The sequence below is a fragment of the Roseovarius tibetensis genome (assembly GCF_050896375.1).
Taxonomy (GTDB): domain Bacteria; phylum Pseudomonadota; class Alphaproteobacteria; order Rhodobacterales; family Rhodobacteraceae; genus Roseovarius; species Roseovarius tibetensis.
Window position 1 is genome coordinate 20,260 of the sequence record NZ_JBPBBB010000025.1, and the last position, 24,420, is coordinate 44,679.

27 protein-coding genes and 1 pseudogene are annotated in these 24,420 nt (G+C 66.0%); 7 read left to right on the forward strand and 21 right to left on the reverse strand.

The window, feature by feature from the left end; all coding sequences use genetic code 11:
• Nucleotides 1–82 precede the first annotated feature (82 nt).
• A complete protein-coding gene (locus ACROSR_RS14615) occupies nucleotides 83–1,375 on the forward strand; it encodes an alginate export family protein (protein ID WP_432686301.1) in 1,293 nt (430 codons plus the stop codon).
• Nucleotides 1,376–1,553: 178 nt separating this feature from the next.
• Here the strand turns inward: ACROSR_RS14615 and ACROSR_RS14620 are convergent.
• The 17 genes and pseudogenes from ACROSR_RS14620 to ACROSR_RS14700 all read right to left on the reverse strand — a co-directional run bounded on the left by ACROSR_RS14620 (nucleotide 1,554) and on the right by ACROSR_RS14700 (nucleotide 16,215).
• A protein-coding gene (locus ACROSR_RS14620; protein WP_432686302.1) for an IS5 family transposase occupies nucleotides 1,554–2,509 on the reverse strand; the annotation gives its coding sequence in 2 pieces (ribosomal slippage) (nucleotides 1,554–1,921 and nucleotides 1,921–2,509; 957 coding nt in all).
• Between the two features lie 713 nt (nucleotides 2,510–3,222).
• A complete protein-coding gene (locus ACROSR_RS14625; protein ID WP_432686303.1) occupies nucleotides 3,223–3,354 on the reverse strand; it encodes a hypothetical protein in 132 nt (43 codons plus the stop codon).
• A 28-nt stretch (nucleotides 3,355–3,382) separates the two neighbouring features.
• Entirely contained in the window at nucleotides 3,383–3,640 is a 258-nt protein-coding gene (locus tag ACROSR_RS14630) for a hypothetical protein (RefSeq protein ID WP_432686304.1), read from the reverse strand.
• Nucleotides 3,640–4,320 (reverse strand): YcbK family protein, encoded by a 681-nt coding sequence (locus ACROSR_RS14635; RefSeq protein WP_432686305.1) that lies wholly within the window; start codon nucleotides 4,318–4,320, stop codon nucleotides 3,640–3,642. The genes ACROSR_RS14630 and ACROSR_RS14635 overlap by 1 nt, the downstream gene beginning before the upstream one ends.
• A gap of 161 nt (nucleotides 4,321–4,481) precedes the next feature.
• Complete coding sequence (locus ACROSR_RS14640) at nucleotides 4,482–4,790, reverse strand: hypothetical protein (protein ID WP_432686306.1); 309 nt, start codon at nucleotides 4,788–4,790, stop codon at nucleotides 4,482–4,484.
• 71 nt (nucleotides 4,791–4,861) lie between these two features.
• Complete coding sequence (locus ACROSR_RS14645) at nucleotides 4,862–6,163, reverse strand: hypothetical protein (RefSeq protein WP_432686307.1); 1,302 nt, start codon at nucleotides 6,161–6,163, stop codon at nucleotides 4,862–4,864.
• A 695-nt stretch (nucleotides 6,164–6,858) separates the two neighbouring features.
• Nucleotides 6,859–7,149: pseudogene (locus ACROSR_RS14650) on the reverse strand (acyl-CoA transferase); the annotation flags it as partial.
• Between the two features lie 74 nt (nucleotides 7,150–7,223).
• A complete protein-coding gene (locus ACROSR_RS14655) occupies nucleotides 7,224–7,817 on the reverse strand; it encodes a hypothetical protein (RefSeq protein WP_432686309.1) in 594 nt (197 codons plus the stop codon).
• Nucleotides 7,818–7,893: 76 nt separating this feature from the next.
• Nucleotides 7,894–8,529: a DUF6441 family protein gene (locus ACROSR_RS14660; RefSeq protein WP_432686311.1), complete on the reverse strand. Its 636-nt coding sequence runs from the start codon at nucleotides 8,527–8,529 to the stop codon at nucleotides 7,894–7,896.
• On the reverse strand, nucleotides 8,526–8,837 hold the full coding sequence (locus ACROSR_RS14665) for a head-tail joining protein (RefSeq protein WP_432686313.1): 312 nt from the start codon (nucleotides 8,835–8,837) through the stop codon (nucleotides 8,526–8,528). The genes ACROSR_RS14660 and ACROSR_RS14665 overlap by 4 nt, the downstream gene beginning before the upstream one ends.
• A gap of 5 nt (nucleotides 8,838–8,842) precedes the next feature.
• Nucleotides 8,843–9,865, reverse strand: coding sequence for a major capsid protein (locus ACROSR_RS14670; protein WP_432686315.1), 1,023 nt, complete (start codon nucleotides 9,863–9,865; stop codon nucleotides 8,843–8,845).
• Nucleotides 9,866–9,933: 68 nt separating this feature from the next.
• On the reverse strand, nucleotides 9,934–10,314 hold the full coding sequence (locus tag ACROSR_RS14675) for a head decoration protein (protein WP_432686317.1): 381 nt from the start codon (nucleotides 10,312–10,314) through the stop codon (nucleotides 9,934–9,936).
• Between the two features lie 110 nt (nucleotides 10,315–10,424).
• Entirely contained in the window at nucleotides 10,425–11,924 is a 1,500-nt protein-coding gene (locus tag ACROSR_RS14680; protein ID WP_432686319.1) for a S49 family peptidase, read from the reverse strand.
• On the reverse strand, nucleotides 11,924–13,438 hold the full coding sequence (locus tag ACROSR_RS14685; RefSeq protein ID WP_432686321.1) for a phage portal protein: 1,515 nt from the start codon (nucleotides 13,436–13,438) through the stop codon (nucleotides 11,924–11,926). Before ACROSR_RS14685 ends, ACROSR_RS14680 begins: the two co-directional genes overlap by 1 nt.
• The gene (locus tag ACROSR_RS14690) at nucleotides 13,438–13,647 is read right to left on the reverse strand and encodes a phage head-tail joining protein (RefSeq protein ID WP_432686323.1); all 210 of its coding nucleotides are present in this window, start codon (nucleotides 13,645–13,647) and stop codon (nucleotides 13,438–13,440) included. Before ACROSR_RS14690 ends, ACROSR_RS14685 begins: the two co-directional genes overlap by 1 nt.
• Before the next feature lie 2 nt (nucleotides 13,648–13,649).
• The gene (locus ACROSR_RS14695; RefSeq protein WP_432686325.1) at nucleotides 13,650–15,707 is read right to left on the reverse strand and encodes a phage terminase large subunit family protein; all 2,058 of its coding nucleotides are present in this window, start codon (nucleotides 15,705–15,707) and stop codon (nucleotides 13,650–13,652) included.
• The gene (locus tag ACROSR_RS14700; protein WP_432686327.1) at nucleotides 15,655–16,215 is read right to left on the reverse strand and encodes a hypothetical protein; all 561 of its coding nucleotides are present in this window, start codon (nucleotides 16,213–16,215) and stop codon (nucleotides 15,655–15,657) included. Before ACROSR_RS14700 ends, ACROSR_RS14695 begins: the two co-directional genes overlap by 53 nt.
• Nucleotides 16,216–16,344: 129 nt before the next feature.
• Here ACROSR_RS14700 and ACROSR_RS14705 point away from each other — a divergent pair, with 129 nt between their 5' ends.
• On the forward strand, nucleotides 16,345–16,617 hold the full coding sequence (locus ACROSR_RS14705) for a hypothetical protein (RefSeq protein WP_432686329.1): 273 nt from the start codon (nucleotides 16,345–16,347) through the stop codon (nucleotides 16,615–16,617).
• Between the two features lie 141 nt (nucleotides 16,618–16,758).
• A complete protein-coding gene (locus ACROSR_RS14710) occupies nucleotides 16,759–17,316 on the forward strand; it encodes a DUF3489 domain-containing protein (protein ID WP_432686331.1) in 558 nt (185 codons plus the stop codon).
• Nucleotides 17,317–17,322: 6 nt separating this feature from the next.
• Here ACROSR_RS14710 and ACROSR_RS14715 read toward each other — a convergent pair whose 3' ends face one another.
• The 4 genes from ACROSR_RS14715 to ACROSR_RS14730 all read right to left on the reverse strand — a co-directional run bounded on the left by ACROSR_RS14715 (nucleotide 17,323) and on the right by ACROSR_RS14730 (nucleotide 20,620).
• Nucleotides 17,323–17,685, reverse strand: a complete 363-nt coding sequence (locus ACROSR_RS14715; RefSeq protein ID WP_432686333.1) for a hypothetical protein — start codon at nucleotides 17,683–17,685, stop codon at nucleotides 17,323–17,325.
• An 84-nt stretch (nucleotides 17,686–17,769) separates the two neighbouring features.
• On the reverse strand, nucleotides 17,770–17,979 hold the full coding sequence (locus ACROSR_RS14720; RefSeq protein ID WP_432686335.1) for a DUF7220 family protein: 210 nt from the start codon (nucleotides 17,977–17,979) through the stop codon (nucleotides 17,770–17,772).
• Nucleotides 17,976–19,361, reverse strand: a complete 1,386-nt coding sequence (locus ACROSR_RS14725) for a site-specific DNA-methyltransferase (RefSeq protein WP_432686337.1) — start codon at nucleotides 19,359–19,361, stop codon at nucleotides 17,976–17,978. Before ACROSR_RS14725 ends, ACROSR_RS14720 begins: the two co-directional genes overlap by 4 nt.
• A complete protein-coding gene (locus tag ACROSR_RS14730) occupies nucleotides 19,358–20,620 on the reverse strand; it encodes a site-specific DNA-methyltransferase (protein WP_432686339.1) in 1,263 nt (420 codons plus the stop codon). Before ACROSR_RS14730 ends, ACROSR_RS14725 begins: the two co-directional genes overlap by 4 nt.
• Nucleotides 20,621–21,427: 807 nt before the next feature.
• Here ACROSR_RS14730 and ACROSR_RS14735 point away from each other — a divergent pair.
• The 4 genes from ACROSR_RS14735 to ACROSR_RS14750 all read left to right on the forward strand — a co-directional run.
• Nucleotides 21,428–21,688 carry a helix-turn-helix domain-containing protein gene (locus ACROSR_RS14735; protein WP_432686341.1) on the forward strand — a complete coding sequence of 87 codons (261 nt, stop codon included), beginning with the start codon at nucleotides 21,428–21,430 and terminating at the stop codon, nucleotides 21,686–21,688.
• 76 nt (nucleotides 21,689–21,764) lie between these two features.
• On the forward strand, nucleotides 21,765–23,486 hold the full coding sequence (locus ACROSR_RS14740; RefSeq protein ID WP_432686343.1) for a SulP family inorganic anion transporter: 1,722 nt from the start codon (nucleotides 21,765–21,767) through the stop codon (nucleotides 23,484–23,486).
• Complete coding sequence (locus ACROSR_RS14745; protein ID WP_432686345.1) at nucleotides 23,486–23,749, forward strand: winged helix-turn-helix transcriptional regulator; 264 nt, start codon at nucleotides 23,486–23,488, stop codon at nucleotides 23,747–23,749. The genes ACROSR_RS14740 and ACROSR_RS14745 overlap by 1 nt, the downstream gene beginning before the upstream one ends.
• A 369-nt stretch (nucleotides 23,750–24,118) precedes the next feature.
• Nucleotides 24,119–24,420, forward strand: a 302-nt coding sequence (locus ACROSR_RS14750) for an SOS response-associated peptidase family protein (RefSeq protein WP_432686347.1), incomplete at its 3' end; no start/stop codon positions are given.

The window sequence follows — 24,420 nt, forward strand, 5'->3', positions numbered from 1 at the left end:
GGGCGGGTGTCGAGCGACCGCTCCTACGGACCCCTCCAATGCAGTCTTGCAGACCGTGGCTATGTGCTGAAACGGAACCCCCATGAACCTTGAACAACTGCGGATCCAACCGCGCCCGATCCTGATGTTTGCCTGCGCGATTTGCCTGTTGCCCCCGACCTTCGCCGTGGCGGACGAGGACGAGGTGTCAGATTTCCTTGAGCGCTTCGAGATCGAGCGCACGCTGGAGATAAACGCCGAAACACTGCGCAACCGCGACCTCGACGACGCGACGGGCGACGAGCTGTCGGCCCTGCGTCCCGAGCTCGTCTTCGAGATCGCGTATGAGGTCAGTGACAAGATCGAGGCTTTCCTCGAACTGGAGACAGAGTACAGGACGGTCATCGAGCGCGGGCGGGACCGCAGCCCGCAGGGCGACGAGGTCGAGTTCAACGTCAAGGCGTTCTATCTTGATTTCGAGGACATCCGGCCCGGGCTGTCTTTCCGCCTCGGTCGCCAAGAGGTCCAGGACAGGCGGGAATGGCTTTATGATGCCGATCTCGATGGAATCCGGTTCCTCTATGAGCGCGAGCGCCTCGCGTTCGAGATCATGGCCGGGCGCGAACTTGCCTTCAAGGAAAACCTGCTGGAGCCCAAACCCGAAGAGGACAAGATCGACAATTACGCGGCCACCCTCAGCTTCGCGCCGTCGGACGACCACCTGATTTCAGCATACACGTTCTTCCGCAACGGTCGCGAAGACCTCGATGAAGATCCGGTCTACATCGGTCTCAGGGCGCATGGCGACGCGACCGACAGGCTCAGCTACTGGGGCAACGCCGTGATGCTGCGCGGGCGTGCCGATGGCAATCGCCTTCGGGGCACAGCGCTCGATATCGGTGCAACCTACCGCATTCCCGGCACGCTGGAGCCGTCGCTGACCCTCGCCTACGCCTATGGCAGCGGCGATCCGGACCCGTCGGGCGGCATCGACAGGCAGTTCCGGCAAACCGGGCTGCACGACAACACCTACCGTTTTAACGGGGTCGAGGATTTCCGATATTATGGCGAAACGCTTGACCCGGATCTCAGTAACCTCGAGGTCTTCACGGTCGGGCTCGGCGTCCGCCCGACCGAGCGGAGTTCGATCGATCTGACCTATCACCGATATCGCCAGGACGAGGTCACCGAAGACGACATTCCTGGCGCCCGGGTCAGGCCTGAAACCAACGGCGAAAGCCGCGACATCGGCCACGGCGTCAACCTGATCCTTGGCTATCAAGACATCGAGGACGTCCGCCTGCGCGCCAAGTTCGGCTGGTTTTTCCCGGGTAAAGCCTTCGACGCAGCCGACAACGCGTTCTCCGTCGAGCTGGGCGTCGAGGTGGAGTTCTGAAGCTGGTGTAATAGGCTGTGGTCGCGGCGTTCCTTGGGAAAGTCTGATCAACGCGTTCGGCTGCGCCGACAAGGCGGCCTGATCGCTCTGTTGGTCGCACGACGGCGTCTTGTGGCCGGATTTCGTGGGTTCAGGCCCGCCGGAGGGGCGGTATGGCGGTTTTCAGACAGACTCCTCCTCATGCCATCAGCTTTCGTCGCACCAGAAACAGGTTGCCGAGGGCGAACAGCGTGAAGAGCTGGGCACGGTTCTTGGCGAGACCGCGGTAGCGAGTCTTCACGTAGCCGAACTGGCGCTTCACCACCCGGAACGGATGCTCGACCTTGGCGCGCACCATGGAGATGATCCTGTTGATGTCCTCCTCCAGGGGATGGAGCTTGCCGCCTTTCGGGGCTTTGCGCATGACGCCCCAGCAGCGGTCCGCGCCGGTGAATGCAGCCTCGCGCTCGGCGCTGACATAGCCCTTGTCAGCCCAGACCGAGGTCTCCTCGCCGTGAAGCAACTCGTCCCAGACCCGGCTGTCGTGCACCTTGGCCGTCGTTGTGTCGAGCTGTGCACAACGCCGCTGGCGGCATCGACACCGACATGCGCCTTCATGCCAAAATACCAGTCGTTGCCCTTCTTGGTCGAAGACATCTCGGGGTCGCGGGCCTTTGCTTTGTTCTTGGTCGAAGACGCTGCGTCAATGATCGTGGCATCCACCAGCGTGCCCGAGCACAGCGTGATGCCCTTGTCGGCCAGATGCGCATTCACATCCGCAAAGATCGCCTCGGGCAGCCCGTGCCGCTCCAGAAGATGACGGAAGTTGAGGATCGTGGTTTCGTCCGGGATGCGGTCATCGCCCAGCTCGATCCCGGCGAAGCGCCGCATCGCCTCGCTGTCGTAGAGCACCTCTTCAGCCATCGGGTCGCTCAGCGTATACCAGTTCTGGAGGAAGTAGACCCGCAGCATCGTCTCCAGTGGCATCGGAGGGCGACCGCCCTTCGGTCCGGCTTTTGGATAGTGCGGCTCGATCAGCGACAGAAGACGCCCCCATGGCACCACCACATCCATCTCCGCGAGAAACCGTTCTCGCCGCGTGTGCTTCTTCTTCATCACATGTGTCAGGCCGGGAAAGGCGGGCTGTTTCGGCATCGGAGCGGCTCCCCTCAAGGTCACCGCGATCTTATCAGATCACGCTGGAAACCGAAGGTTTTTCAGAGATTCCCTTGCTGCTCCATCCCAAATTATCAGATTTCTCCTTGGAGATCTCCATCAATATTTGGCTGATCTGGTTCCCTCATCTCGGGTAAGCTTGGAAGACAGTCCGGTCGTCAATGCCGATCGCCAATTCAAACCCCAAGGGACGCTGTAAGTCGTCTGGTCGCGGAAAAATACAGCCGCCAGAGGTTACCCCGAATTCGGCCTCGGCAAAGGTCGGGCGCATCGATACCGGCGACTGGATCGGGATCGGAGGCCACGAAGCTGTCGACGGAAGGGTCGCCTTAGGCTTACAGCTTGTCGTCACGGTTTCTCCTGCCGAAAACGAAATTCTGCACGCGCAGATCCCCGACTCGCAAACTCAAGAGCACACCGGTGACGAACCGATTATCGTGCACATGCATCCGACAGCATTAGAGAGTCGGTGTTGCAGTTTCAGGGGTGCACAATTGTGCCCATTTACAATCGCAACATACGGCAGGTTCCGTGCAAGGATCAACCGGCGACGGCGAAGATTCCTTCGGCTGATTGACATCGTGAATAACAAGGACGCGCCGGGCGTCACCCGTGACGATCGAGGCATTCGGTGCTTCCCGCCGAGTTCGCCCGGCCTGTCCTTAGGGGTTGTGAAGAATCTCGGAAACCGCTCAGCCTGTGCAGGCCCGTGCCTGGTCGCGCAAAACCGCATAATCCGCCAACCACTCCAGGATCACGGCTCTTTCCGGCAGCGCCGCCACCTCGTCTGCCACGCGCGCCTGCTCGGCCGGGCTGTACTCCACTACCGGCGGACACGCGCTGGGCGGGGCATCAGAACCCACCCCGGCGCAACCGCTCAACAAGAGCGTCCCGATCACAAGGCCGCTGCGCAGCCGCCTCCAGCATGTGCCGTTGCACGGCATCATTGCGCTCCAGCATGTCGAGCCGTTCGACGGCGCGGCCTGCGCGCTCGGCTGTACGGCGGAGGTTGAACAGAAAGAGGGTGACGGTGAGCACGATGAGGCCAAGACCTGCTGCCCGCCGCGCCCACGGTCGAGCCAGGATCCCGGCCAGCGCATGCCCCCACATCAGCGGCGGCCCTTGCGCCAGTCATCCACCCGCGCCCAGACGGCGACGCCGATCCCCGCGAGCGCCAGCGCGATGAGCACCCATCGAAGCGTATCGAGATGCGGCACCAGCGGCAGCACCGCGCCCTGCGTCTCGGCCAGCACTTCCTGCGCCACCTCGACACCGCCGGCACCGACAGTTGCCACGCCCGCCGCTCCGGTGCCCTTGAGCGTCCGGCTTTCGGCCAGCTTTTCGCGTGCGGGCGGGGTTTCGGCCGCAAAGGGCGTCGCGCGCGGCGGGAATGGCCTGCCCCACTGGCGTGCGGGCCCGAGATCGACATGCATGAAGTTCGAGCGGGGATAAGTGCCAAACCCGAGGAATCCCACCTCGCGCGCCGCGGCCTCGAACGCCTCCGGGTGATGGTTCGCCATGGATATATCGAAGGCCGTGCCATCCATGTGCTTGGATCGGGCCGCGCCACCCACCGCGCGGTTGTGCTCGGGGCTGCGGTAGGCAGAGTTGACGATCAGCGGCTTGCCCAGCCGATCGCGCAGCGCCTGCAGGGTGTCGAGCGCTTCGGGGTGGAGCTTGAGCTGGCCGGTGCCGCGACAGGCGATCTCGGCGGGTGAGAAGTCGGACCAGCGCCAGAGACGCTCGGGCACCTCGCGGAAATGACGGAAACTGCGAATGGGGTCGGACATGAGGGGGCTCCTTCGGAATAACAGGCATGCGGAAGAGACCGCCGTCCGGATGGGCGGCAGGTTCGATATGTCGGGATTGCGGGTCTGGACGTCTGTCAGCGTCACCTTGCGGTCAGATGTGCCGTGCTTGCGCTATGGCGGGCGCGCCTGACCCGCGGCGGTCACTCGTCGCGGCCGCGCTGAAACGCGGCGAACATCAGGTTGCGCATGTCGTGGATATCGCGTTCGATGCGCTCCAGCCGGTCGTGATCGACGCGCCGGTCCTCGTCGCGGCGCTTCTCGATGCGCAGGCGCTCGGCCTCGAGCTCCTGCTCGAGCTTGTGCAGCAGCGCCTCGTTCGTAAACGCTTTGCGCGTGACCGCGACGGCCAACCCGCCGATGAAGGTGAACCAGACGCCGATCGCGGCCGCCACGCCATGATCCCGGAACGCCTGGATGATCTGGTCGGTGACGCTGTCGCGCTCGGACATGGGGCCTCCTGAGGGTGATGACTTGGGCGGGGTAACGTGGTGCCGACCGGGGGACGGGCCGCGAACCTGCGTTACGGATCGAGGCTCTCGATCCGGATGTGATCGAACCGCCTGGTGCCGGTGGCCGTGTAGAGCCCGATCCCGGCATAACCCTTAGCGAATTCGGTATCCTGCGCCGAGAGCGCCCAGAGGGCCGGCTCGTCGAGCGGGCTGCCGGCCCAGACCTTGCCTCGGATCAGATCGCCCTCGAGCCGCAGGCGGGCGTGGTACCATGTGTCCGCCTGCCAGCTGATCCCGGCGGTGTCGTCCAGCGTGACCGTGGCGCCTGTCGCGTCGTATTTGCGCAGCTCGACCGCGCCTGAGACGAAGTCGAGGATGTAGCCCTGCTCCGGCGCGCCGGGGGCGTAATCGGGCAGGCGCGCATGCAACCGGATCTGGTTGTTCGTCTGGGAAGTGGTCAGCACGCGCGTGCGGATGTCGCAATCACCCAGACGCCCGAGCGGCCAGTAGACGAAGGCCCGCCGCGCATTGCCGCCCGCGGTGAGCGACAGCCGGTCGTCCCCGAGAAGGGCGGTGGTGGTCGCGCCCGCCTCACCCCAGAGCCCCTGCCAGCCCCAGGGCATGATCTGGGTGACGTCTGTTCCGGCTTGCGAGAGCGCCTGCTGCAGCGGCGCCCAGCGGGGCGTCCAGCCGGTCGCGACATCCGTCGTGGCGGGATCCATGCGGTATTGATCCGTGCCCACTGGATCGCCGGGCGACGGGGCCACCGCACCGCCCACGCCGACCGCGAGGTGGTCGCAGAAAAGATGCGTGTCGGCGTCAAACCCGAAGAGCCCGATGCGGCCGGGCAATGCCACGGCGCTGTCGGTCACATCGATCTGCCAGTTGGCCGGCTCGTCCTGCACGCCGTCGGCCCAGATGCGGCCTTGGGCCCGGGTGCCCTGCAGGCGCAGGCGCAGCCAGACCCACCGGGCATCCGGATTGACGTATTGGGCGGCCGCCGAGGCCTGCTTGATGGTGAAGCTCCCGGCATCGTAGATCACCATCTCGAAGGATTCGTCGTCGCGGGCGCGCTGGAGCACCCAGCCCGTCTCTGTGCCCGCGCTGCCGCTGCCGCGCGCGATGATCCCGATGCGACGCGTCGGCGGTGCATCGGTGGTGACCCGGGCCAGCACCTCGACATCGGCATGCTCGCCCGGCACATCCCATGACAGGAAGGTGCGGCCGTTGGAGCCCGCCACCTGCGCTGTCAGGCCCGTATCGTGCTCGAACATCCTGTTCTGGCCGTCGGGAAAGAAGGTCTCGATCGCCGCAGGCACGGGCGGCGGGGCACCGGTTCCGGTCGGGATCAATGATGTGAACAAAAGCGCCATCAGGTCGCCACCTCGGCGGCGATGGTCACCGAAAACCCTGCGATCGCGGTCTCGGCCGGAGTATCGCGCGGATCCGCGACGAAGCGGATCACATCGCCCGGGGCTATCGGCACGGCCGCCCCTGCGATAGTGGCAAAGGCCAGCGCGCCGTCGGTGGCCACGGTGATGGTGCCGATGCTCAGCCCGTTGCGGATGACATCGAGCACCCAATCGGCGACGGGGGCCGTGTCGACATGGCCGCGCGCGCCGGCAAAATCCGCAGGGATGACAATGGCGCGGGGTAGTACCACCTTGCCGATGACCGCTCCGGGCGGCGGGGCGGTGAAGGCCACGGCGCCGAAGTCGTAGACCCCGCCGCCAGCGGCACCGACACCGGTGACCCCGTCCGGCCCGGAATGCACCATCAGCGCCGCCCCGGGCGGCACCTCCACCGCCTCGAGGCCGGCGGTGCCCGTCACCATGGCCGCGGCATCGGTGGCGTTGCGCACCGCCAGAAGCCGCGGCACATCGGCGAGCTCCAGCGTGAACCCGGCGCCCGGGCTGCCTGTGAACAGCAACCGCACATGCCGTCGCAGATCCGTAGCACTGACCGTCACGGTGCCGCCTGCGCCGCAATCGACCGCCAGCGTCGCAGTCATGGCGCGGTCGAGCCCGTCGATCGCATCATTGACCGTGACCTCCTTCTGGTTCTGGGCGCCCAACGTGCGGTCGGCGGCGAGCGTCGCGCCGACGCTGGCGGTCAGCGCGTCGAAGGCGGTGTCACGGTCGGCGCCTTGCACGACCGCCTCGATCTCGGCGCGATGCTGGTAGTGGTAGGCGAGCGGCGACAGCGTCACCTCCGGATCCCTCGGTTCGCCATCGCGCAGGATCAGCAGGCCCTCGACCGGGACACGCTCGGGCAGCACGTCGCCGCGAAGGGCGGTGGCAGGCAACGCCGAGAGCCGCGCGTGTAGCGCGGCGAGGATGGTTTCGCGTGGGGTGGGCATGGCCAATTTCTCGATGCTGCGCTTTCAGCGCCATCTCCGTACAAAGGGGTGCAAGCGATGGCACAGGCGCAGGATTATGGGTTTTCGACAGGCTCGGGAAGATCCGAGGCGAAGCATTGGATGCCGCCAGCGCGTGTGTAGAGCGTGCTCCTCTCCACATTCGCGAGGATGTCGTCATCCACCTCGAAATCAGGGAATTGACGCAGAAACGGTGTTGCACCGCAGCCCGGTACGGCGCATTCGGGCCGCGACTTCGGGCAACGATTGAAGTGACATAGCCTGCCGAGATAGGCGTCGCGCTCAGGCTCGAACAGGAACACGTCGATCTGATGATCTGCCACACCGAAATCCTGTTGACGCTCGTGCTCGGCCCTCAGCGCTGCCACCTTTGCCCGCCGCAGATCACCGAGGCCACCCAGATCGTCAAGCCAGAGCGCGAGGTCGAGGTCCTTGCATTCATGCCAGAGCGGAATGCCGCGGCGGCGATACGGGGTGAAACGCGGCACTTCCTTCCACAGGGGCTTTGCAACCGATCCAATAACGGCGATCGCGGCAACCTGCGGGAAACTGGACCAAGCCTTCGTGATCACGTCCGCCGCACGCCGGAAGTGCCGTTGCGTCCGCAACAGATGGGCGTTGTCCTGTTTCAGTCGTTCGGTTGATGGCATTGCGTGGCTCGGCATGGTTAGACACCCAATCTGACCTCGTCCGATTGCTTGCGCCAGAGGGTTTGCTTTCGATGTCTCATCGAAAACGCCCCTCCGCCCAATTCGCCACGATCAACCCCGGCACACTATTATGTGCCCGTTCAGCATCACGATCCAGATCCAGCCGTTTGGACAACTTGACCTGCGGGACGAGCAGGAAGATCGGCGCGGTAACCTGATTGCGGCCAGTCTTCGCGCGCGACGCCAACGCGGTGCCCCGCGTGTTGATGCGGGCGCGGTCGGCGACCAGCAGGCTTGGTCCGCGGCGGCGATAGACGAAGCGCAGCCGCAGCCCGCGACGCCGCTCCCATTCGCCGGGCGTGAGCCGTGCACCGCCGCGACCGCGTCCGGCGGCGGGCGTCGGGATCGCCAGCCAGAACCCGTCTTTCGAGCGGATCAGCGGGCCGGTGTCATGCGCGCTGACGATGTCCGGCGCTTTCGACCAAACCAGCGCGGCGGCGTTCAGGCTGGGTTGGCCCTTCGGGTATTGCTCGGACCGGATCGTGCGGGACAGGCGCTGGCCGAGCCCCGCGCCGGTGATCTGCCCGCGCCAGGCGGTCTTGAGGCTGGTCCCGGCCTCGCGTGTGGCAGCAGACACGGCCTTTTCACCCGCGGTGATCTCGGCGGCCATCATGGTGACCAGGTCAGGTGTGACGTCAAGTTTCAGCTTCATGCCGGCCTCAGATCAATCGTCCAGACCAGCCTCTCACGATCGCGCACCGGCTCGCCCTGGATAAGGAAGGCCTCGCCGTCGATCTCGAGGCGATCACCCGGGCGCGGATTGGCTACCTCGGCGACGCGCAGATCAACGCGCGTGGTCTCCGACCAGAGCCGCGCCTCGCCAAACGCGGTGGTGTCGTCCGCGCGGCGCGCAACCACGCGAACAAGGACGGCGACACCACCTTGCGGCGTGTAGACCGCATCGCGGGCCATGTTGGGATCGCCGAAGAGCGTGTCGATGACGTCTGCAAAGAGCGACATGGACGTCAGTTCGAGCTGTGCAGGCGGATGGCCAGCCGCGGACGCTTGTTCACCGGCAGGATCGAGCTTTCCGTCATCAGGTCGATCCAGCGGCCCTTGGCGTCGATCATCTGGCGTGCATAGAGCGGCAGGCCGACGGTGTTGGCGGTCTCCAGCAGGTTGGCCGGCCCGCCATAGGTGGTGAAGGTGTCGAACGTGCCCATCGGGAAGGTGATGCCTTCGCCGGCGGGGATCAGCCGCTCCGAGGTGCCGTTCGAGAGCGTGACGGAGCCATTGTATTCCTCGAAGAGGATGCCTGCGAAGGGGAAAGCGCGGCGCATGTCGTCGCGCAGGGGCTGGCCCCCGGTGGCCGAGTAGAACTTGTAGGCGTCCTCGGTCTTGGGATGGCTGATCAGCTTGTCGAAGAACTCCGAGCTGACCAGCGCATGCGCGGTGGTCATGGTCTCGCCCAGAAGATTGTCCTCGATCCCGCGCAGGGTCTCTCGGACCTTGGCCTGGATATTGGTGCCGGCCGTGCCGAAAGCAAAGTCGACAGAGATCCGGGTGAGCCCGAACTCGGTGAAGTAGTCGTAGAGCGTGGTGCCGGCGCCGTCCTTCACGATGCCGCGCAGGGCGTTTATCTCCATGTATTCGCGGGTCTGGGCATGCTTGCGGCGCATCAGCGTCAGCTTGCGGTTCATCACCTCGACCAGCGGATCGGCGGCGTCCGAAAGACCGAGCGCGGGCATGCCCTGGATATCGGCGGGCAGGATCACGTCGTCATGCGGGATCCAGGGCAGCGCGAAGCTGCGCATGGAACGCTGTTCGCGCTCGCCGACCGTGGCGGGCGCGCCGAGCGGGACCGAGGGCAGCAGGCTCAGCACGCCCTCGCGCTGCTCGATGACGATGGAGCGTTGCGTGACGCCTTGATACCGAAACAGGCCCATCTGGCCGAGGCGGGTGTAGAGATTGGGCAGGATATTGATGGCCTGCGTCATCTCGGCGAGCGAATAGCCGCCCGCGTCGAACGGGTTGCGGGTGAGGGTCATGAGGGATCTCCGGAGAAAGAATAAAGGGAGGCGTGCCGGGCCGAGCATTTACGGCACGGCTGCAGTGATCAGGCCGTGTCGCGGACAACGATGCCCAGTGTGGTCAGCTGGCTGATCTTGGTGGCGATCTTGGCCGCGTCGTCGACGGTCTCGTCATAAAAGAGGGCCGCGCGCGACAGGATGGCGGGACCGCGCACGACCACCACCCCGACGGCATCGGCCAGCGTGGCATCCACGGTGTAGAGCAGCACGGCGGCCCCGCTCTGCGCGCCATCAGTGCCGCCGGAGGTGGCCAGCTTGTACTTGCCGCTGGCGGTGATGCGCCCCAGCACCGAGCCGACGGGATAGGCGGTACCGGCGAGCAGCGGCACGGTCTCACGGGTGTAGTTCGGGTTGACCTCGTATTTGAGGACGTCGCCCATCGTGGGCGGTTGGGTGAGAAAGGTCATGTCGGAGATCCTTCAGGTCCATGCGGGAGGGTTCCCCGTCGGGATGGTGCTACGGGGTTCGTTGGGTGGTCGGATGTCGGGCGGTCTGGCGCGGCTCTGCCCGCGGTGCGTCAGCCGCTCTTGCTCGCGGCCGCATACCGCTTTGCTGCGGCCACGAGCGGGCTTTCCGGTTTCTGCGGCAGGGCGGGCGACGGCGGTGCGGCGACGACATCGCGCGCATCGGCGGCGGCACTGGCGCGCTCAAGTACGAGACTGCGCAGGGCCTCGGGCGTGGTGCCCTCGCGCAGGGCTTTCGCCGCGTCGATCGCGATGCCGAGGCGGCCCGCCTGCGCCGCGATCTCGGTGATCTCCGCCGCCTCCTGGCGCAGCCGCGCCGAGACCTCGGCCAGATTTCCCGGTTGCGTGGCGGGCGGTTCTGATGCCGGGGTGGTTGCAGGCGGCGATGCGGCGCCATGTTCGGCGCTGGCCGCGTCGGAGGATGCAGACGTCGCGTGAGGCGCAGGCGCTGCTGCAGCGCTGCTGGCCTCGGGGGATGCGTCTGGCGCAGGCGTTTCGTCTTTCGTTTCGCTCGCATCATCCGGCTGCGCATCACGGGCCTCCTCCTCTTGCGGCGTGGGCTCCTGGTCGGGCGCATGGGCCATGGCGGTCTCCTTTCGGGGTTTGGGAAGGGATGCGCGTTGCATGCGCGCAGATGTGGAACCGGACGTGCGCGCTACTTGTTCGCGGAAGGCTGCAAAGCCGCGCGCAAGATCGGTGATCTCGTCGGCGAGACCCGCCGCGACGGCGTCTGCGCCCCGATAGGTGGCGGCTTCGGTGGCCAGCGCGGCGTCCTGGCTCAATCGTCCGGCGCGACCGGCCGCGACGGTCTCGGCGAAGAGAAACCGCAACACGTCAATCTCGCGCTGGATGTCGTCCTGCACATCGCCGGCCAACGGGGCGTAGGGATTGCCATCAACCTTGTGCTGACCCGAATGGATCAGCGTGACCTGCACGCCGTCCTGATCGAGCTGGCCGCTGAGATCGGCATGCATGACGACAACCCCGATGCTGCCCACCGCGCCGGTGCGCGGCAGCAGGATACGATCCGCCTGAGAAGCCAGCGCATAGCCGGCCGAGAAGGTGTGCTCGGCGACGAACGCCCAGACCGGCTTGTCGCGCCGCAGGGCGCGGAATCGGTCGGCCAGATCGAACACCCCGGCAACCTCGCCGCCGAAGCTGTCGATCTCCAGCGCGACACCACGCACCGACGGGTCGCTGGCGGCCGCCTCGATCTGTGCGGCGATCCCCTCATAGCTGGTCTGGCCCGATGACTGTCCGATCCAGCCGCCGCGATGAATGAGCACGCCCGAGATCTCGATCACGGCGATGCCGTCAATGACGGGGTAGGGCGCGTCACCATGCTGGCGCAGGCTTTCAGCGAGGTTTCCAGCGATGATGCCGGCACGAGCGGGCAGGGGTCTTGCGCCTTCTGGCACGTCATCCATACCTGCCAGCTCGACCCGCCGCCCGAGAACCCGCGGACCCAGACCGGACAGGAACGCCATCGCCTTGGTCGGCTCGACCAGAAGCGGGGTGTTGAAAGCGCGCGCGGCAATACGGGCATAGAGCATCAGGGCTGGTCCTCGTCTGCACGCGGGCGGTCCTCCGCGGTATCGTCTGTGCCATCGGTGTTGGTTGCGTCCCGCTCCCCGGTCTCACCCGGCATCGCCGTCGCGCCCTGCGCCGGGGAGCCCGGCCGGCGGAAATCGAGACCGAGGTCGCGCTCGCGGGCGTGCTCTGCAGCGATCTCGCGGTCGACCTGCTCTGCGTCATAGCCGCGCTCGGAAATGGCCTGCGTGCGGGATTTGAGCCCGGCCTCGATCTGGGCGATTTCGGCATTGGCGTCCTTGAGGGGATCCACCCAGTCCCACTTGGTGGGCAGCCAGTCGGCCGCCACCAGCCGTGCGCGGTTGGCCTCGTAATCCGGCAGGGTCAGCGCGCCCGAAAGGACAGCGGCATCCATCCAGCGCGCGTACACCGGCCGGCAAAGCTGGTAGACCATGACCGAATGCTGCCAGGCCGAGACGCGCCGGCGAAACTCGATCAGCGCCAGCCGCGAATTGGAGAAGTTGCCCTTCACCATATCATTGGCGAGATAGGGGTACGGGATGCCCAGCGCGGCCGAGATCTGCAGCAGCGTGCGGTACTGGAACGGCTCGTAGGTCGCCCCGCTGTCGGCGGGCTGGCCCACGGTGACATCCTCGCCCGGATCGAGGCGCACGATCTGGCCGGGACTGATCTCGAGGCCCGCCCCGCTGTCCTCGTCCTCGGGTGGGGCGAGCGGGTTCTCCGGTGCGGGCGATGTGACGAACATCGCGTACATCGCCGCGACCTTCTTTCGGTCGAGCTCGGCATCGTCGTACTGATCCAGCAGGAACAGCTTCACGATGGCGGGCGCCAATTTCGAGACACCACGCAGCTGGCCGCCCTCGACCGGATCGACCAGGTGGATGACCTCACTTGCCGGCACGCGGACGGTCTCACCCACGAGCCCCGGATCGGTGCTGTCACCGGGATGCCGGCGCAGGAAGTGATAGGCCACGCGCCGCCCGATCCGGTCGAACTCGATCCCCTGGCGGATGGCATTGCCATTGGCCGCGGTGCCGCTCTGCTCCAGGGGCAGCATTTCCGCGGGCAGCATTTGCAGCTGCAGCGGCACGCTCAGCCCGTCATCGGCACGCCGGGGCCGGATGCGGAAGAACACCTCGCCGGCGATGAACACCTCGCGCGCCGCGCGGCGCTGCAGCCCGTAGAAGTCGGTCAGCCCTTCGGCATCGGCCTCGTCGGTCCAGTCGAGCCAGAGCCGCTGCAGCTCCTCCTTGCGGGCTGGATCGGATATCCTTGAGATCGGCTTGATACCGTCACCGGCGGTATTGGCGGCCCAGCTTTCGACGGCGTTCACCGCATAGCCGTTGTTGCGCACCAGCCAGCGGGCGCGCGCCGTGATGTCGGGACCGCTGGCGGCGACCAGCGCGTTGACATGTGCGCGCGTGGCACGAAACCCGCGCAGGCGGCGGTGGTGCTGGCCGGCATCGAACCCGCCGATGAAGGCCCCGAGACGCTGGCGCCAGTTCATCGCGGCCATCACAGGTCCTTCACGGCATGGGGGCGGAAGATGCGCCCGGCGCCACGTTCCATGGAGGCAATCCGGCGCTCGATATCCGAAATCGCTGCCGCCATTTCCGCATCCGAGCCGTATGTGACACTCTTGCCGTCATAGCTGACACTGCGCGTGCCACTGTAGCGCGCCGCCAGCAAGGCGTCGTGGCGGGCCTTGAGATCATCGAGGGTCATCATCATTCCATGTATTTCGGCGTGCTGACGCGCCAGCCGCGCCGGCGCGGCGTCGTGATACGCCCGGCCTCGGGCTCGGACGGGGTCTCCACCGCTTCGGTCGGGGCCGTGGGCTGTGCCGTTTCCACGCCGGCCTGCGTCTCCAGTTGCCGCCACATCCGCTCATCGAAGCGATCGGCCCCAAGGATCCAGGCCGCGGCGCGCGCATAGACGCGGGTATCGAGCGCCTCGTTGCGCTCGCGCAGCTTCTGCCATTCCTGCCGGGCATAGCCGCGCTTGTTGCGGATCGTGACCAGCTGCTCGGCCACCAGCTGCTTGAGCCATTCGCTGTCGGCCCAGTCCGGCAGATGGATCGTGCCGGGCGGGTCAGGCATGCCATTGGCGCGCGCTTCGTCGCTCGGCGTCTCCAGCCGCAGATGGCGGTAGGTCTCGGCCTTGAAGGTGGCCGTGGCCACGGTCCAGAGCCGGGCGCCGCGCTTGAGCTTGCGCCCGTTCACCGTGGCATCCACGAAAGTTGGCCCCGAGACCGGCGTCGCCCGATTGAACCCTTCCATGCCCTTGACCGGCGCGACCTGTGCCGTGCCCTGCTGGCGCGCCCAGGCATAGACGGCCGCCGACTCGTAGCCGGTATCGATGGCGAGCTTGGCCAGCGTCATCACCGCGCCGTGCTCATGAACCCATGTCCGGCCAAGCAGCCCGGTGAGCGCCTCCCAGCACGCGGGGTCATCCGGACCGCCCGGGATCACGACGTGATCGACGAGCCAGCTGGTTCCCCCACGGCCCCAGGCCCAGACATCGACCTCGATGCGGTCCTTCTGCACATCCGCGCCCGCGGTCAGGAACAGCCCACCCGCGGGGATCTGTGCTGGATAGGCCTCGCGCCGATCCGCCAGGCGCTGCCAGTCCGGGGCTTCGCCGCTCTCGACCCATGTCTCGCCCAGCAGCGTATTGCGCGCCGCACGCAGCATCTCGTCGGAGCCTTGCGCCGCCAGCCAGTCGCGCGCGATCTGCGCCCAGCTCTTCCAGCCGATCGGCGAATAGAGCGCCGAGAGGTGGAACCCGATGGCGTGGGCATCCGCGGGCACGGCCGTGGTCCGCCATTCACCACCGTCCAGCATCGCTGTCTTGTGATGCTCGGCAATGGGCGTCTCGCAGCCCGCGCAATGGTACGCGGCGGTCTCCGGCTGATCCTTCTCCCAGCGGAGGCGCTCGAACTGAAGCCACTGCATGTGGCCGCAATGCGGGCACGGCACGAAGTAGCGGCGTTGATCACTGGCCTCGAACTCGCGCTCGATGCGGGACAGCCCTCGGATCGTGGGCGTCGAGACCATGAACACCTTACGCCGATGCGCGAAGGTGGTGGTCCGGGCCTCGGCCAGCGTGACCGGATCACCTTCCTCGTCGGCCGAGGCCGGGTAGGCATCTACCTCGTCGAGGAAGATGTAGCGCGCGGGCATCGAGCGCAGGCCGGTGGCGGAATTGGCGCCGGTCAGCACCAGGATGCCGCCGGGGAACTCCTTGGACAGCATCGAATTGCCCGCATCGCGGGACCGCGCCGGCTGCACGCGCTCTTTCAGCGCCGCGCTGTCCGCGATCAGCGGGTCGATCCGGCCACGCGATGTGCGCTTCGCCATCTCGACCGTGGGGAGCACGGCCAGCATCGGGCCCGGCGCGTGGTGGATCACAAACCCGATCCAGTTGTTGCCGGCCTCTGTGGCGCCGACCTGCGCGGCTTTCATGAACGAGATGCGCTGCGCCGGGTGAGCGGGGCTCAGCGCATCCATGATCTCGCGCAGGTAGGGCGTGCGGGCGGTGCGATACCGCCCGGGTTCGGCCGAGGCGCGCGAGGACAGCCAGCGATGTTGATCTGCCCATACCGACACCGTGAGATCCGGATCGGGACGCACGCCGCGGCGCCAGGCACGCAGGATGTCCTCCGCGCCATCGAACCCGAGATCGAGGTCTGCGTTCAGGTCGTCGTCGGTCAGGCCCTCGTCATGATCTCCGTCATTCAAGCGAGACCCGGAGGTCGGCCAGGGCGTCGAGCTGTTCGCGGACATGGGTTTCCAGCACCCTTTGCAGGATCGCCGTCTCGATCGTCACGGGCGTCCCGGATGCGGTCTCCATGTCGGCGGACAATTGCGCGGCCATGAGGGCGGCCACGCGCGTGGGCCAGGTGATCCAGACATCGCGCTCCTGCCGGGCCAGTCGAAACACCAGCGTCTCGGCGCGGGCGCGATCGACCAGCGCGCCTTTCTTGCACTGGATAGCGATCTGCTTGTCCTGCGCCATGTAAACGGTCAGCGCAGTGCGCGCCTTGAGATAGGCGGTGCTGTCGGCGGGGCCGGACACTGTACCGGCCTCAGCACCGCCGATGCCACCAATCCCGCCCCGCGCGCGCATCTGCTGATCGGGATCGGTCATCCCGCTCCGCCGCGCATCAGAGGCCGCAGCATCGATCGAGCCATCGGCGAACAGCACCAATCGGCTGGCCTTGCGTGCCTTCTGCACTGCGCCGCGCGAGAGCCCGGCATGGGCGGCATAGGCGCGCTCGGACATCCCTTTCATGGCACTTCTGTCATCCTCAAGGCATTGGAAGTAAACGGAGACGTACGTCTATTCGAGTTGATTGTGTTTCCCCGTCGAGCGATTCTGGTGACACAAGGACGATGCAACTCACCATACGGAGCCACCGAGATGACCACCCGCCTGAACCCGACCACCACGCCGCGCCACCAACTCCGCGCCGATAAAGCGCGGAAGAACAAAGAAGCCGCGCTCGCCGCGTTCATCGCGAAGAAGGCCGAGATCGACGAGATGCTGGCGCGCCTGCAGGCGCTCAGCGACGATCATTTCGAGACTCACCCCGACGAGATCAACTGGGGCGAAGTAGGCACGCTCGAGCATTATTCCAGCCTCCTCAAGCGCATCACCGACAGCGCCTTCAACGAAGGCGAACACGCCGAGTGATCCTTCCAGCCCGGCCTTCGGCGCAGCTCGCCACCATGGCGGGATGAGCCGGGACCGTGGCCCCAGTGGGGCCGCGTAAGCCGGGCGAATGCCGGTAGAAGGCGGCGCATCCCGCGTTGCCCGACCACACCGGAGGCCCCGATGTCCAAACTCACCGACACACAGACCATCATCCTCAGCCGCGCGGCCACGCGCCCCGGCAATCTTGCCATGCCGCTGCCCGAGGGGCTGCATGGCGCTGCCGCCAAAATGTCAGTTGCCCGGATGATTTCCAATGGCTGGCTCGAGGAGGTCGATGCCGATATCCGCAAGGGCGAGCCCCTCTGGCGCGAGACCGGTGATGGTCATGGCACCACGCTGATCGCGACCGAGGCCGGGCTGGAGGCGATCGGTATCGAGCCGGTGGTCCCCATGGCCGCCAGCGCCCCGCGCAAGGCGAAGCCGGACCCCGCGCCGACGTCCGAGGCTTCCGAAGCCCCGACGTCTCCGGCCATCCGCGCCGGCACCAAGCAGGCCCGGATCATTGCGCTGCTTCAGCGCCCCGAGGGGGCGTCCATTGCCGAGATCGTCGAAGCGACCGGCTGGCAGGCTCACAGCGCGCGCGGCATGATCTCCGGGGCGCTCAAGAAGAAGCTGGGCCTCGCGATCACTTCCCGGAAAGAGGCGGACAGGGGCACCGTCTACAGTCTGGACGCATGATCGGGCTCACGCCTCGTCGAGATCGATCCGATCTGCAATGTCCGGCGCGATCCGCCCTGCATGCAGCGCCAACAGGATCAGCTTCGCATCCAGCGTGTCACCGTCATCCAGTGCCGTTTCCACTCGATCGTCGATGCGATCGGCATCGGCCATGCTGTTGCTGGCCGCAAACTGTTCATGTCCGAGCATGCAATAGGCCAGCAACTGTGATGCTTCGGCGAAAGCAACATCCTGATTTCTGAAACCGGCATGTTTCTTGTTGAGCTTGATCACGGTCAGCTTCACGGGCTCCGGGACGAGAAGCGGATGCACGCCGGATGCCCGGAGCGCATCATCAAGGGCCCGCATCGCGGCGGAGCGGCCCAGCATGTCGAAAAGGCGCAACATGGCGGCGTCCCTATCAGGCTTTTGGCGCGCCTACATCTCCATTCCGGCAAGCTGGTGGCGTCAGTACTACCGGCAGTGCTCGAACAGCCTGCGCAGCGTGTAACCGCGCAGAAGCGATATGCCGGTGAAGATCCCGCCCAGCGCGAGGTTCTCGCCGAGGTTTGCCTGTAAGCCGAACCATGGAAACACCAGGATCTGCGTGGCCACGGCCAGTGCATATCCGACGACGACATTTGTGATGGCCTCGACCAACGACATGCGGCGCGACTGCGTCACGCGCGTGTCCTCGTGCGGCGCGCGGGTTTCGCTGCCTCCTCTTGTTTGTAGATCCGGCTGGCTCTCTGCCCCGTCGCGAGTTCCCAGCGCCGTGCGGCGACGTCGCAATAGGCCGGATCCAGTTCGATCGCGAAGCAGCGCCGACCTGTGCGTTCCGCGGCAACCAGCTGGGTGCCGGAGCCGCAGAAGGGCTCGTAGATGAGATCGCCCGGATCGGTGAAGGCCGCCAGGACTGCCTCGACGAGCGCCACCGGGAACACGGCCGGGTGCGATCCGGCCGCGCCCAGCCCGCCCTTGTGGCGCATGATACGGAAGACGCTGTCGGGAATGCGGTGGCTCTGGATCGCGTTGCCGGTGCCGGTCTTGGCCCTGACCTGGCCCTCGGTGGTGCGCAGCCCACCGCCGCCCAGCGTCTCGCCCGCATGTTTGCTTTCCACCGTCTTGTGCGGCTTTCGCGGCTGGCGATTGAAATGGAAGATGAACTCATGTGACGGCGCGAGGCGGCCGTTCCAGTCGCCGGGCAATCCGGGCCCCTGGTCCCAGACATACCAACCGAAGCGCCTCCAGCCAGAGTTGCGCATCCATTCCACCCAGCGCTCCCAATAGGGGATCCACTCACCATCGCGATGCACGAGGCCGAGGTTGACCAGCAGCTGGGCTGCGTCGGTGACCGGCGCCACTGCGAAGACGCCCTGCATCAGCGCGTCCCAATCGCCGACCGTCTCTTTCGCCGCGCCATAGTCGCGCTGCTGGGCATAGGGTGGCGAGGTGAAAATCAGCGACGCCTGCGCGCCCTCCATCAGTCTGGTCACGACATCCGCGTCAGTGGCATCGCCGCAGATCAGGCGGTGATTGCCCAACGCCCAGATATCGCCGGGCTGCGTGATGGGCTCGGCCGGGGGTTCAGGGATGGTGTCCGCGGCCTCAATGGCGATCGGCGTGCAATCATCATCGCCGTCATCCGCATCATTGAGCAGCGCCTCCAGCTCGTCCTCATGGATGCCGATCAGCCCGAGGTCGAAATCCTCGGCCATCAACCCGCGCAGCTCCTCCAGCAGCAGCGCCTCGTCCCAGCCGCCCAGCTCGGTCAACTTGTTATCCGCGATGCGATACGCCCGGCGCTGCGCCTCGCTCATATGGCTCAGCACGATGACCGGCGCCTCCGCCAGTCCCAGCTGTGCCGCGGCCAGGACGCGGCCATGTCCGGCGATCAGTTCGCCGTCCTCGCCAACGAGGCAGGGAACGGTCCAGCCGAACTCGGCCATGCTCGCGGCAATCCGCGCCACCTGATCGGCGTCATGGGTCTTGGCGTTGCGGGCATAGGGCTTGAGCCGTTCCAGCGGCCAGAACGCGATCTGACTTGGACGCATTGGCACGCTCATGCCGCGCGCCTCCTGGCTTTCAAGGCGGCGAAGCTTTCGCCGGTTTCCGCCAGCACGGCTTCCTCCCCAGTGAAAGATTGCCACCGCTCGATGGCGACATCGACATAGGCCGGGTCGAGCTCGATCCCGTAGCAGATCCGCCCGGTGGTTTCCGCCGCGATCAGCGTCGTGCCCGATCCCATGAAGGGTTCATAGACCGCCTGGCCGGTATTCGAGTTGTTGAGGATCGGGCGGCGCATGCACTCCACGGGCTTTTGCGTTCCGTGCACCGTCTCGCTGTCCTGATCCTTGCTTGGGATCTGCCACAGCGTCGTCTGCTTGCGATCGCCGGCCCAGTGACCCTTCGCCTTGGTCCGGACCGCATACCAGCAGGGCTCGTGCTGCCAGTGGTAGTCACCGCGGCTGAGCACGAGCCGATCCTTGGCCCAGATGATTTGCGACCGGATGGCGAAATTCGAGGCGGTCAGCGACTCCGACACCTCGGCCGCATGCAGCGCCCCGTGCCAGACATAGGCGACATCACCCGGAAACAGGGCCCATGCCTCGCGCCAGTCGGCCCGGTCATCGTTCATCACCTTGCCCGTACGCCTGGTCTTCGCGGCGCCCGCCTGGTTACGCCACGCAGGGTCATAGGCCACGCCATAGGGTGGGTCTGTGACCATCAGCAGCGGCTTCACGTCACCAAGCAGCGCCCCGACCACATCGGCCGACGTGCTGTCGCCACAGATCAGCCGGTGATCCCCAAGCTGCCAGAGGTCCCCCGGCACGGAGACGGGCGTGGCCGTGGCCTCGGGCACATCGTCTTCGCCCTCGACCGGGCCGTCGCCGTCCTGCGCCGCGGAATCCTGCAGGAGGGCGTCGAGCTCGGCCTCGCCGATCCCCAGCAGCGACAGGTCGAAATCCTCGGCCAGCAGCCCGGCGATCTCGTCGCGCAGCATGGTCTCGTCCCAGTCGCCGAGTTCCGTGAGCTTGTTGTCGGCGATCCGGTAGGCCCGGCGCTCGGCCTCATCCAGATGGCTGAGCCGGATCACCGGCACCTCGGTGAGCCCCAGCATGGTGGCGGCCAGCACCCGGCCATGGCCCGCGATCAGTTCGCCATCGTCGGCCACCATGCAGGGCACGGTCCAGCCGAACTGCGCCATGCTGGCGGCGATCCGCGCCACCTGGTCGTCGCCGTGCATCTTGGCATTGCGGGCATAGGGGCGCAGCCGGTCGATCGGCCACGCCTCGATCTCGCTCGGCGCGAAGATAAGGTCCATGGATATTCTCTGTTGTGGTGAAAGGCGGACAGACGCACACCCGCGACCAGTCCGGTTGGCGGCAGCATCAGGATCCACGATGTCGGGAAAAGCAAAACGCCCGCGAGGGGTGTCCTCCGGGCGCAATTCTTCGATTATTAAGAGGTACGTCAAGGGGGCAAGAAATGTCAAAGGGTTTTTTGCATTGGAATCAAGATCTTCCCTGAACATCGCCCCGGCGGGCCTGCGAGGGGTTTTCCGAGGCGGCTTCCGGCTGGGGTGGATTCCGTTCAGGTGGCTTCCTTGGATTCCTCCGAGGAATCCACCTTGCCAGCGGGGCCCTCGGCTAAGCTGCTGATAATGAGTCAGAAATCCGAGTCGAGCCGATGAGGTGGATTCCAAGTGGATTCCCCGGTGAGGAATCCAGTCGCTAGCGAAATCGCGCGCTGAGCCCCCCCGTATACGATCAGCGCCCTGGAGGAACCATGGGAGGGGGGTGCAAGCGACCCCTAGGGCCGAGGTGCGGTAGTCACCGAAGCGGCCGCTCGGGCTTGATGTGGCGAAGGACCGGTGTCAGCCCGAAGCGGACCCACAGCCCTTGGCCCGAATCTGCGATAGCTGACCTTCGCTGCGGAGACTGCGAACTAGTGAACTGCGGACGGTGACTGCCTTTCGGCATCGCAAAACGACGTCCGCACGCGGACAGCTTGCTGACCGGTGCCATCATCCAAGCACTCTTTGCTGCCCTACATCAGGCTAAGTAACATGATATTTGACATATCGACTTGCAAACTCTAGATACCTATCGTCGCGTTCAGGATATTATCAATGATTACAGGCCCTCAGATGCGCGCCGCCCGCGCCTTGCTCGGCATCGACCAGAAAACCCTGGCCGAACGGGCGGGGCTTTCCGTGCCGACCATCCAGCGCATGGAGGCCAGCCACGGCAATGTGCGCGGCGTCGTGGGCAGCCTGACCAAGGTCGTGGCGGCGCTTGAGCGCGCCGGTGTCGAACTGATCGCGGAAGGTGCTGCCAGCACCGCAGGCGGGCGCGGCGTGAGACTGAAGGTGCCTCTGCCGAAACACTGATTCGTAAACCCGCGACGGCGACCGCCGACGACATGCCGACGATCCCGCCGCACACCGACCAAAGGTGCGGCCACAGATGAAAGACCAGACCAGCAGACAGAGCGATGCCCCAAGCTTCGCCGAGCTTTTCACCCCGAAACTCGTCACCGTCCTGCGCGAAGGCTATGGGCTGACGCAGCTGCGGACAGACGCCATAGCCGGGCTGACCGTGGCCATCGTGGCGCTGCCGCTCTCGATGGCCATCGCCATCGCCTCCGGCGCGACTCCGGCGCAGGGGCTCTACACGGCCATCGTTGGCGGTTTCCTGGTGTCGCTTCTGGGCGGATCGCGCTTCCAGATTGGCGGACCGGCCGGGGCCTTCATCGTGCTGGTCGCCGCCACAGTGGCCCAACACGGAATAGAGGGGCTGATCCTTGCCACGTTTCTCTCGGGGCTGATGCTTGCGGTCGTGGGGTTCCTGCGCCTCGGTACTTTCATCAAGTTCGTCCCCTTTCCGGTCACGGTCGGGTTCACGGCGGGGATCGCGGTCATCATCTTCGCCAGCCAGGTCAAGGAGTTGTTCGGCTTGACGCTGTCGGATGAACCGGGCGAACTGCTGGAGAAGATCCCGGCGCTGTGGGAGGCACGGGCGAGCCTGACGCCAGCCGCACTTGGCCTGTCCGTTGCCACGATTGCCGTCATCCTCGGGCTGCGACGCTGGCGTCCGCACTGGCCTGGCATGCTGATCGCCGTCGGCGTTGCGGCGGCCGCGACAGGGTTGCTGGCATTACCGGTGGAGACCATCGGCACGAGGTTCGGCGGAATCCCCGCGTCGCTTCCGGCGCCGCGACTGCCGTCCCTCTCGATGGAGGCCACCCTCGCGGTCCTGCCGGCTGCCATCTCCTTCACCCTGCTAGGCGCCATCGAGTCGCTGCTGTCCGCCGTCGTCGCCGACGGCATGACCGGCCGCCGCCACCGCTCGAACTGCGAACTGGTGGCTCAGGGCGCGGCCAATATCGGGGCCTCCCTGTTCGGCGGCTTTTGCGTCACCGGCACAATTGCACGCACCGCGACCAACGTCCGGGCCGGGGCGCATGGCCCGGTGGCCGGCATGCTGCACGCCCTTTTCATCCTGCTGTTCATGCTCGTCGCGGCACCGCTCGCCTCCTACATTCCGCTGGCGGCGCTCGCCGGTGTTCTGGCAGTGGTGGCCTGGAACATGATCGAGAAACCGGCCATCGCGATCCTCGTCCGCTCGGGCTGGGGTGAGGCGACGGTCCTTGGCGCCACCTTTTTCCTCACCATCTTCCGCGACCTGACCGAGGCCATCGTCGTCGGCTTCGCGCTCGGCTCGGTGCTCTTTATCCACCGCATGAGCCGGACGACGGAGGTTGCGACGGAACGCGCCTTCGTCAGCCGGGATGAGGCCGACAGCGCCCACCCGCGCGGTGAATACCACGAGGAGCAGGCCGCGAACCCCGACGTCGTCATCTACCGCATCAGCGGGGCGCTGTTCTTCGGGGCGACCGCCTCGATCGGCTCGGTTCTCGACCGCATCCAGGACACACACAAGGCGCTGATTGTCGATTTCTCGGCCGTGCCGTTCCTCGACTCGACGGGCGCCAACATGATCGAGGGTCTCGCGCACAAGGCTCAGAAGCAGGGCGTTGCGCTCTGGCTCACCGGCGCCAGCCGCGACATTCAGCGGGTGTTGGTGACCCACGGGCTGAAGCGTCCGCTTGTTCACTATGCCGCCTCGGTGGATGAGGCGCTGGCGAGGGTGCGCGATGGTGCCGACGGCGATCAGGAGGTCGCCTGATGCCCGGCACAGTCAGGGACACGCGGCGTGGGTTGCGCCGCCGGAACGGCCAGGCCGAAGCGCGCAGGCGGTATGTCCTCGACGCGCTCGAACGTCCGCGGACGCAAGCGGAGCTGCGCGACGCGCTTGGGATGAGCAACAGCGGGATCCTTCATCTCTTGCGGCGGTTGGAGCGCGACGGGCTCGTGCGGCCCGCCGAACGGGTCTGCCACACGCGCATCTGGGAACGAGCGATCAGGTCGGCGACGCGCCCATCATCATGAGGGGCGAAAGGTAGGTTTACTGCAACAGAGGTCCTTTGGGCGACCCGCAGAATTCTACACTTTGGGCTCTCAACCGGCTTTCGCCGCACTCTCCACGAATGACCGCTGTCGGTAAACAGGCCAAATTCTGCAAACCCCGCTTCCTGCGCTGTGCCGCCGTTCGACATCAGCGGAGCGGATGACCGGTTTGCTACTTGAGCGGGCCGCTGACCGAATCAGCATCGGGCCTCGGCGTCGGTGACAAGTGCCCTGCGTCGGTTTCGCCGAGCACCCTGGGGTGAGCTTGCCCAGCGCGTCGTCTGGTCTCGCAGTGACGTGAGGTGATATTTCAGCATGCTTCATGCTGATCGGTGAGCTATCCTTGCTTTCATGTGCAACCTCTATTCCAACACCATGCCGCCCGAGGCCATGCGCCAGCTCTTTGCTGTGGATCCCGCGAATGACCGGCTGGGCAACGCCGAGCCCTTGCCGGCGATTTTCCCGAAGACCATGTCGCCGATCGTCGGGGTCGGTACAGACGGCGCGCGATGGCTGCAGCAAGCGCACTGGGGGTTCGTGATGCCCCAGGTCTCGAAAAAGACCGGCAATCCGATTCAGCCCAAGGCGGTCAACAACGCGCGGGACGACAAGCTGCGCAATTCCCGGTTCTGGACGAAGAGCTTCGAGGACCG

Excerpts from the sequence above, each read along its gene's own strand:
- ACROSR_RS14735 (WP_432686341.1), top strand. The coding sequence starts at position 21,428 with ATGATTACAGGCCCTCAGATGCGCGCCGCCCGCGCCTTGCTCGGCATC.
- ACROSR_RS14685 (WP_432686321.1), bottom strand. The coding sequence starts at position 13,438 with ATGGCCGCGATGAACTGGCGCCAGCGTCTCGGGGCCTTCATCGGCGGG.
- ACROSR_RS14675 (WP_432686317.1), bottom strand. The coding sequence starts at position 10,314 with ATGACCTTTCTCACCCAACCGCCCACGATGGGCGACGTCCTCAAATAC.
- ACROSR_RS14630 (WP_432686304.1), bottom strand. The coding sequence starts at position 3,640 with ATGTGGGGGCATGCGCTGGCCGGGATCCTGGCTCGACCGTGGGCGCGG.
- ACROSR_RS14690 (WP_432686323.1), bottom strand. The coding sequence starts at position 13,647 with ATGACCCTCGATGATCTCAAGGCCCGCCACGACGCCTTGCTGGCGGCG.
- ACROSR_RS14640 (WP_432686306.1), bottom strand. The coding sequence starts at position 4,790 with ATGTCCGAGCGCGACAGCGTCACCGACCAGATCATCCAGGCGTTCCGG.
- ACROSR_RS14715 (WP_432686333.1), bottom strand. The coding sequence starts at position 17,685 with ATGCTGGGCCGCTCCGCCGCGATGCGGGCCCTTGATGATGCGCTCCGG.
- ACROSR_RS14695 (WP_432686325.1), bottom strand. The coding sequence starts at position 15,707 with ATGTCCGCGAACAGCTCGACGCCCTGGCCGACCTCCGGGTCTCGCTTG.
- ACROSR_RS14740 (WP_432686343.1), top strand. The coding sequence starts at position 21,765 with ATGAAAGACCAGACCAGCAGACAGAGCGATGCCCCAAGCTTCGCCGAG.
- ACROSR_RS14645 (WP_432686307.1), bottom strand. The coding sequence starts at position 6,163 with ATGGCGCTTTTGTTCACATCATTGATCCCGACCGGAACCGGTGCCCCG.
- ACROSR_RS14725 (WP_432686337.1), bottom strand. The coding sequence starts at position 19,361 with ATGAGCGTGCCAATGCGTCCAAGTCAGATCGCGTTCTGGCCGCTGGAA.
- ACROSR_RS14730 (WP_432686339.1), bottom strand. The coding sequence starts at position 20,620 with ATGGACCTTATCTTCGCGCCGAGCGAGATCGAGGCGTGGCCGATCGAC.
- ACROSR_RS14655 (WP_432686309.1), bottom strand. The coding sequence starts at position 7,817 with ATGCCATCAACCGAACGACTGAAACAGGACAACGCCCATCTGTTGCGG.
- ACROSR_RS14615 (WP_432686301.1), top strand. The coding sequence starts at position 83 with ATGAACCTTGAACAACTGCGGATCCAACCGCGCCCGATCCTGATGTTT.
- ACROSR_RS14665 (WP_432686313.1), bottom strand. The coding sequence starts at position 8,837 with ATGTCGCTCTTTGCAGACGTCATCGACACGCTCTTCGGCGATCCCAAC.
- ACROSR_RS14710 (WP_432686331.1), top strand. The coding sequence starts at position 16,759 with ATGTCCAAACTCACCGACACACAGACCATCATCCTCAGCCGCGCGGCC.
- ACROSR_RS14705 (WP_432686329.1), top strand. The coding sequence starts at position 16,345 with ATGACCACCCGCCTGAACCCGACCACCACGCCGCGCCACCAACTCCGC.
- ACROSR_RS14635 (WP_432686305.1), bottom strand. The coding sequence starts at position 4,320 with ATGTCCGACCCCATTCGCAGTTTCCGTCATTTCCGCGAGGTGCCCGAG.
- ACROSR_RS14745 (WP_432686345.1), top strand. The coding sequence starts at position 23,486 with ATGCCCGGCACAGTCAGGGACACGCGGCGTGGGTTGCGCCGCCGGAAC.
- ACROSR_RS14680 (WP_432686319.1), bottom strand. The coding sequence starts at position 11,924 with ATGCTCTATGCCCGTATTGCCGCGCGCGCTTTCAACACCCCGCTTCTG.
- ACROSR_RS14700 (WP_432686327.1), bottom strand. The coding sequence starts at position 16,215 with ATGAAAGGGATGTCCGAGCGCGCCTATGCCGCCCATGCCGGGCTCTCG.
- ACROSR_RS14660 (WP_432686311.1), bottom strand. The coding sequence starts at position 8,529 with ATGAAGCTGAAACTTGACGTCACACCTGACCTGGTCACCATGATGGCC.
- ACROSR_RS14670 (WP_432686315.1), bottom strand. The coding sequence starts at position 9,865 with ATGACCCTCACCCGCAACCCGTTCGACGCGGGCGGCTATTCGCTCGCC.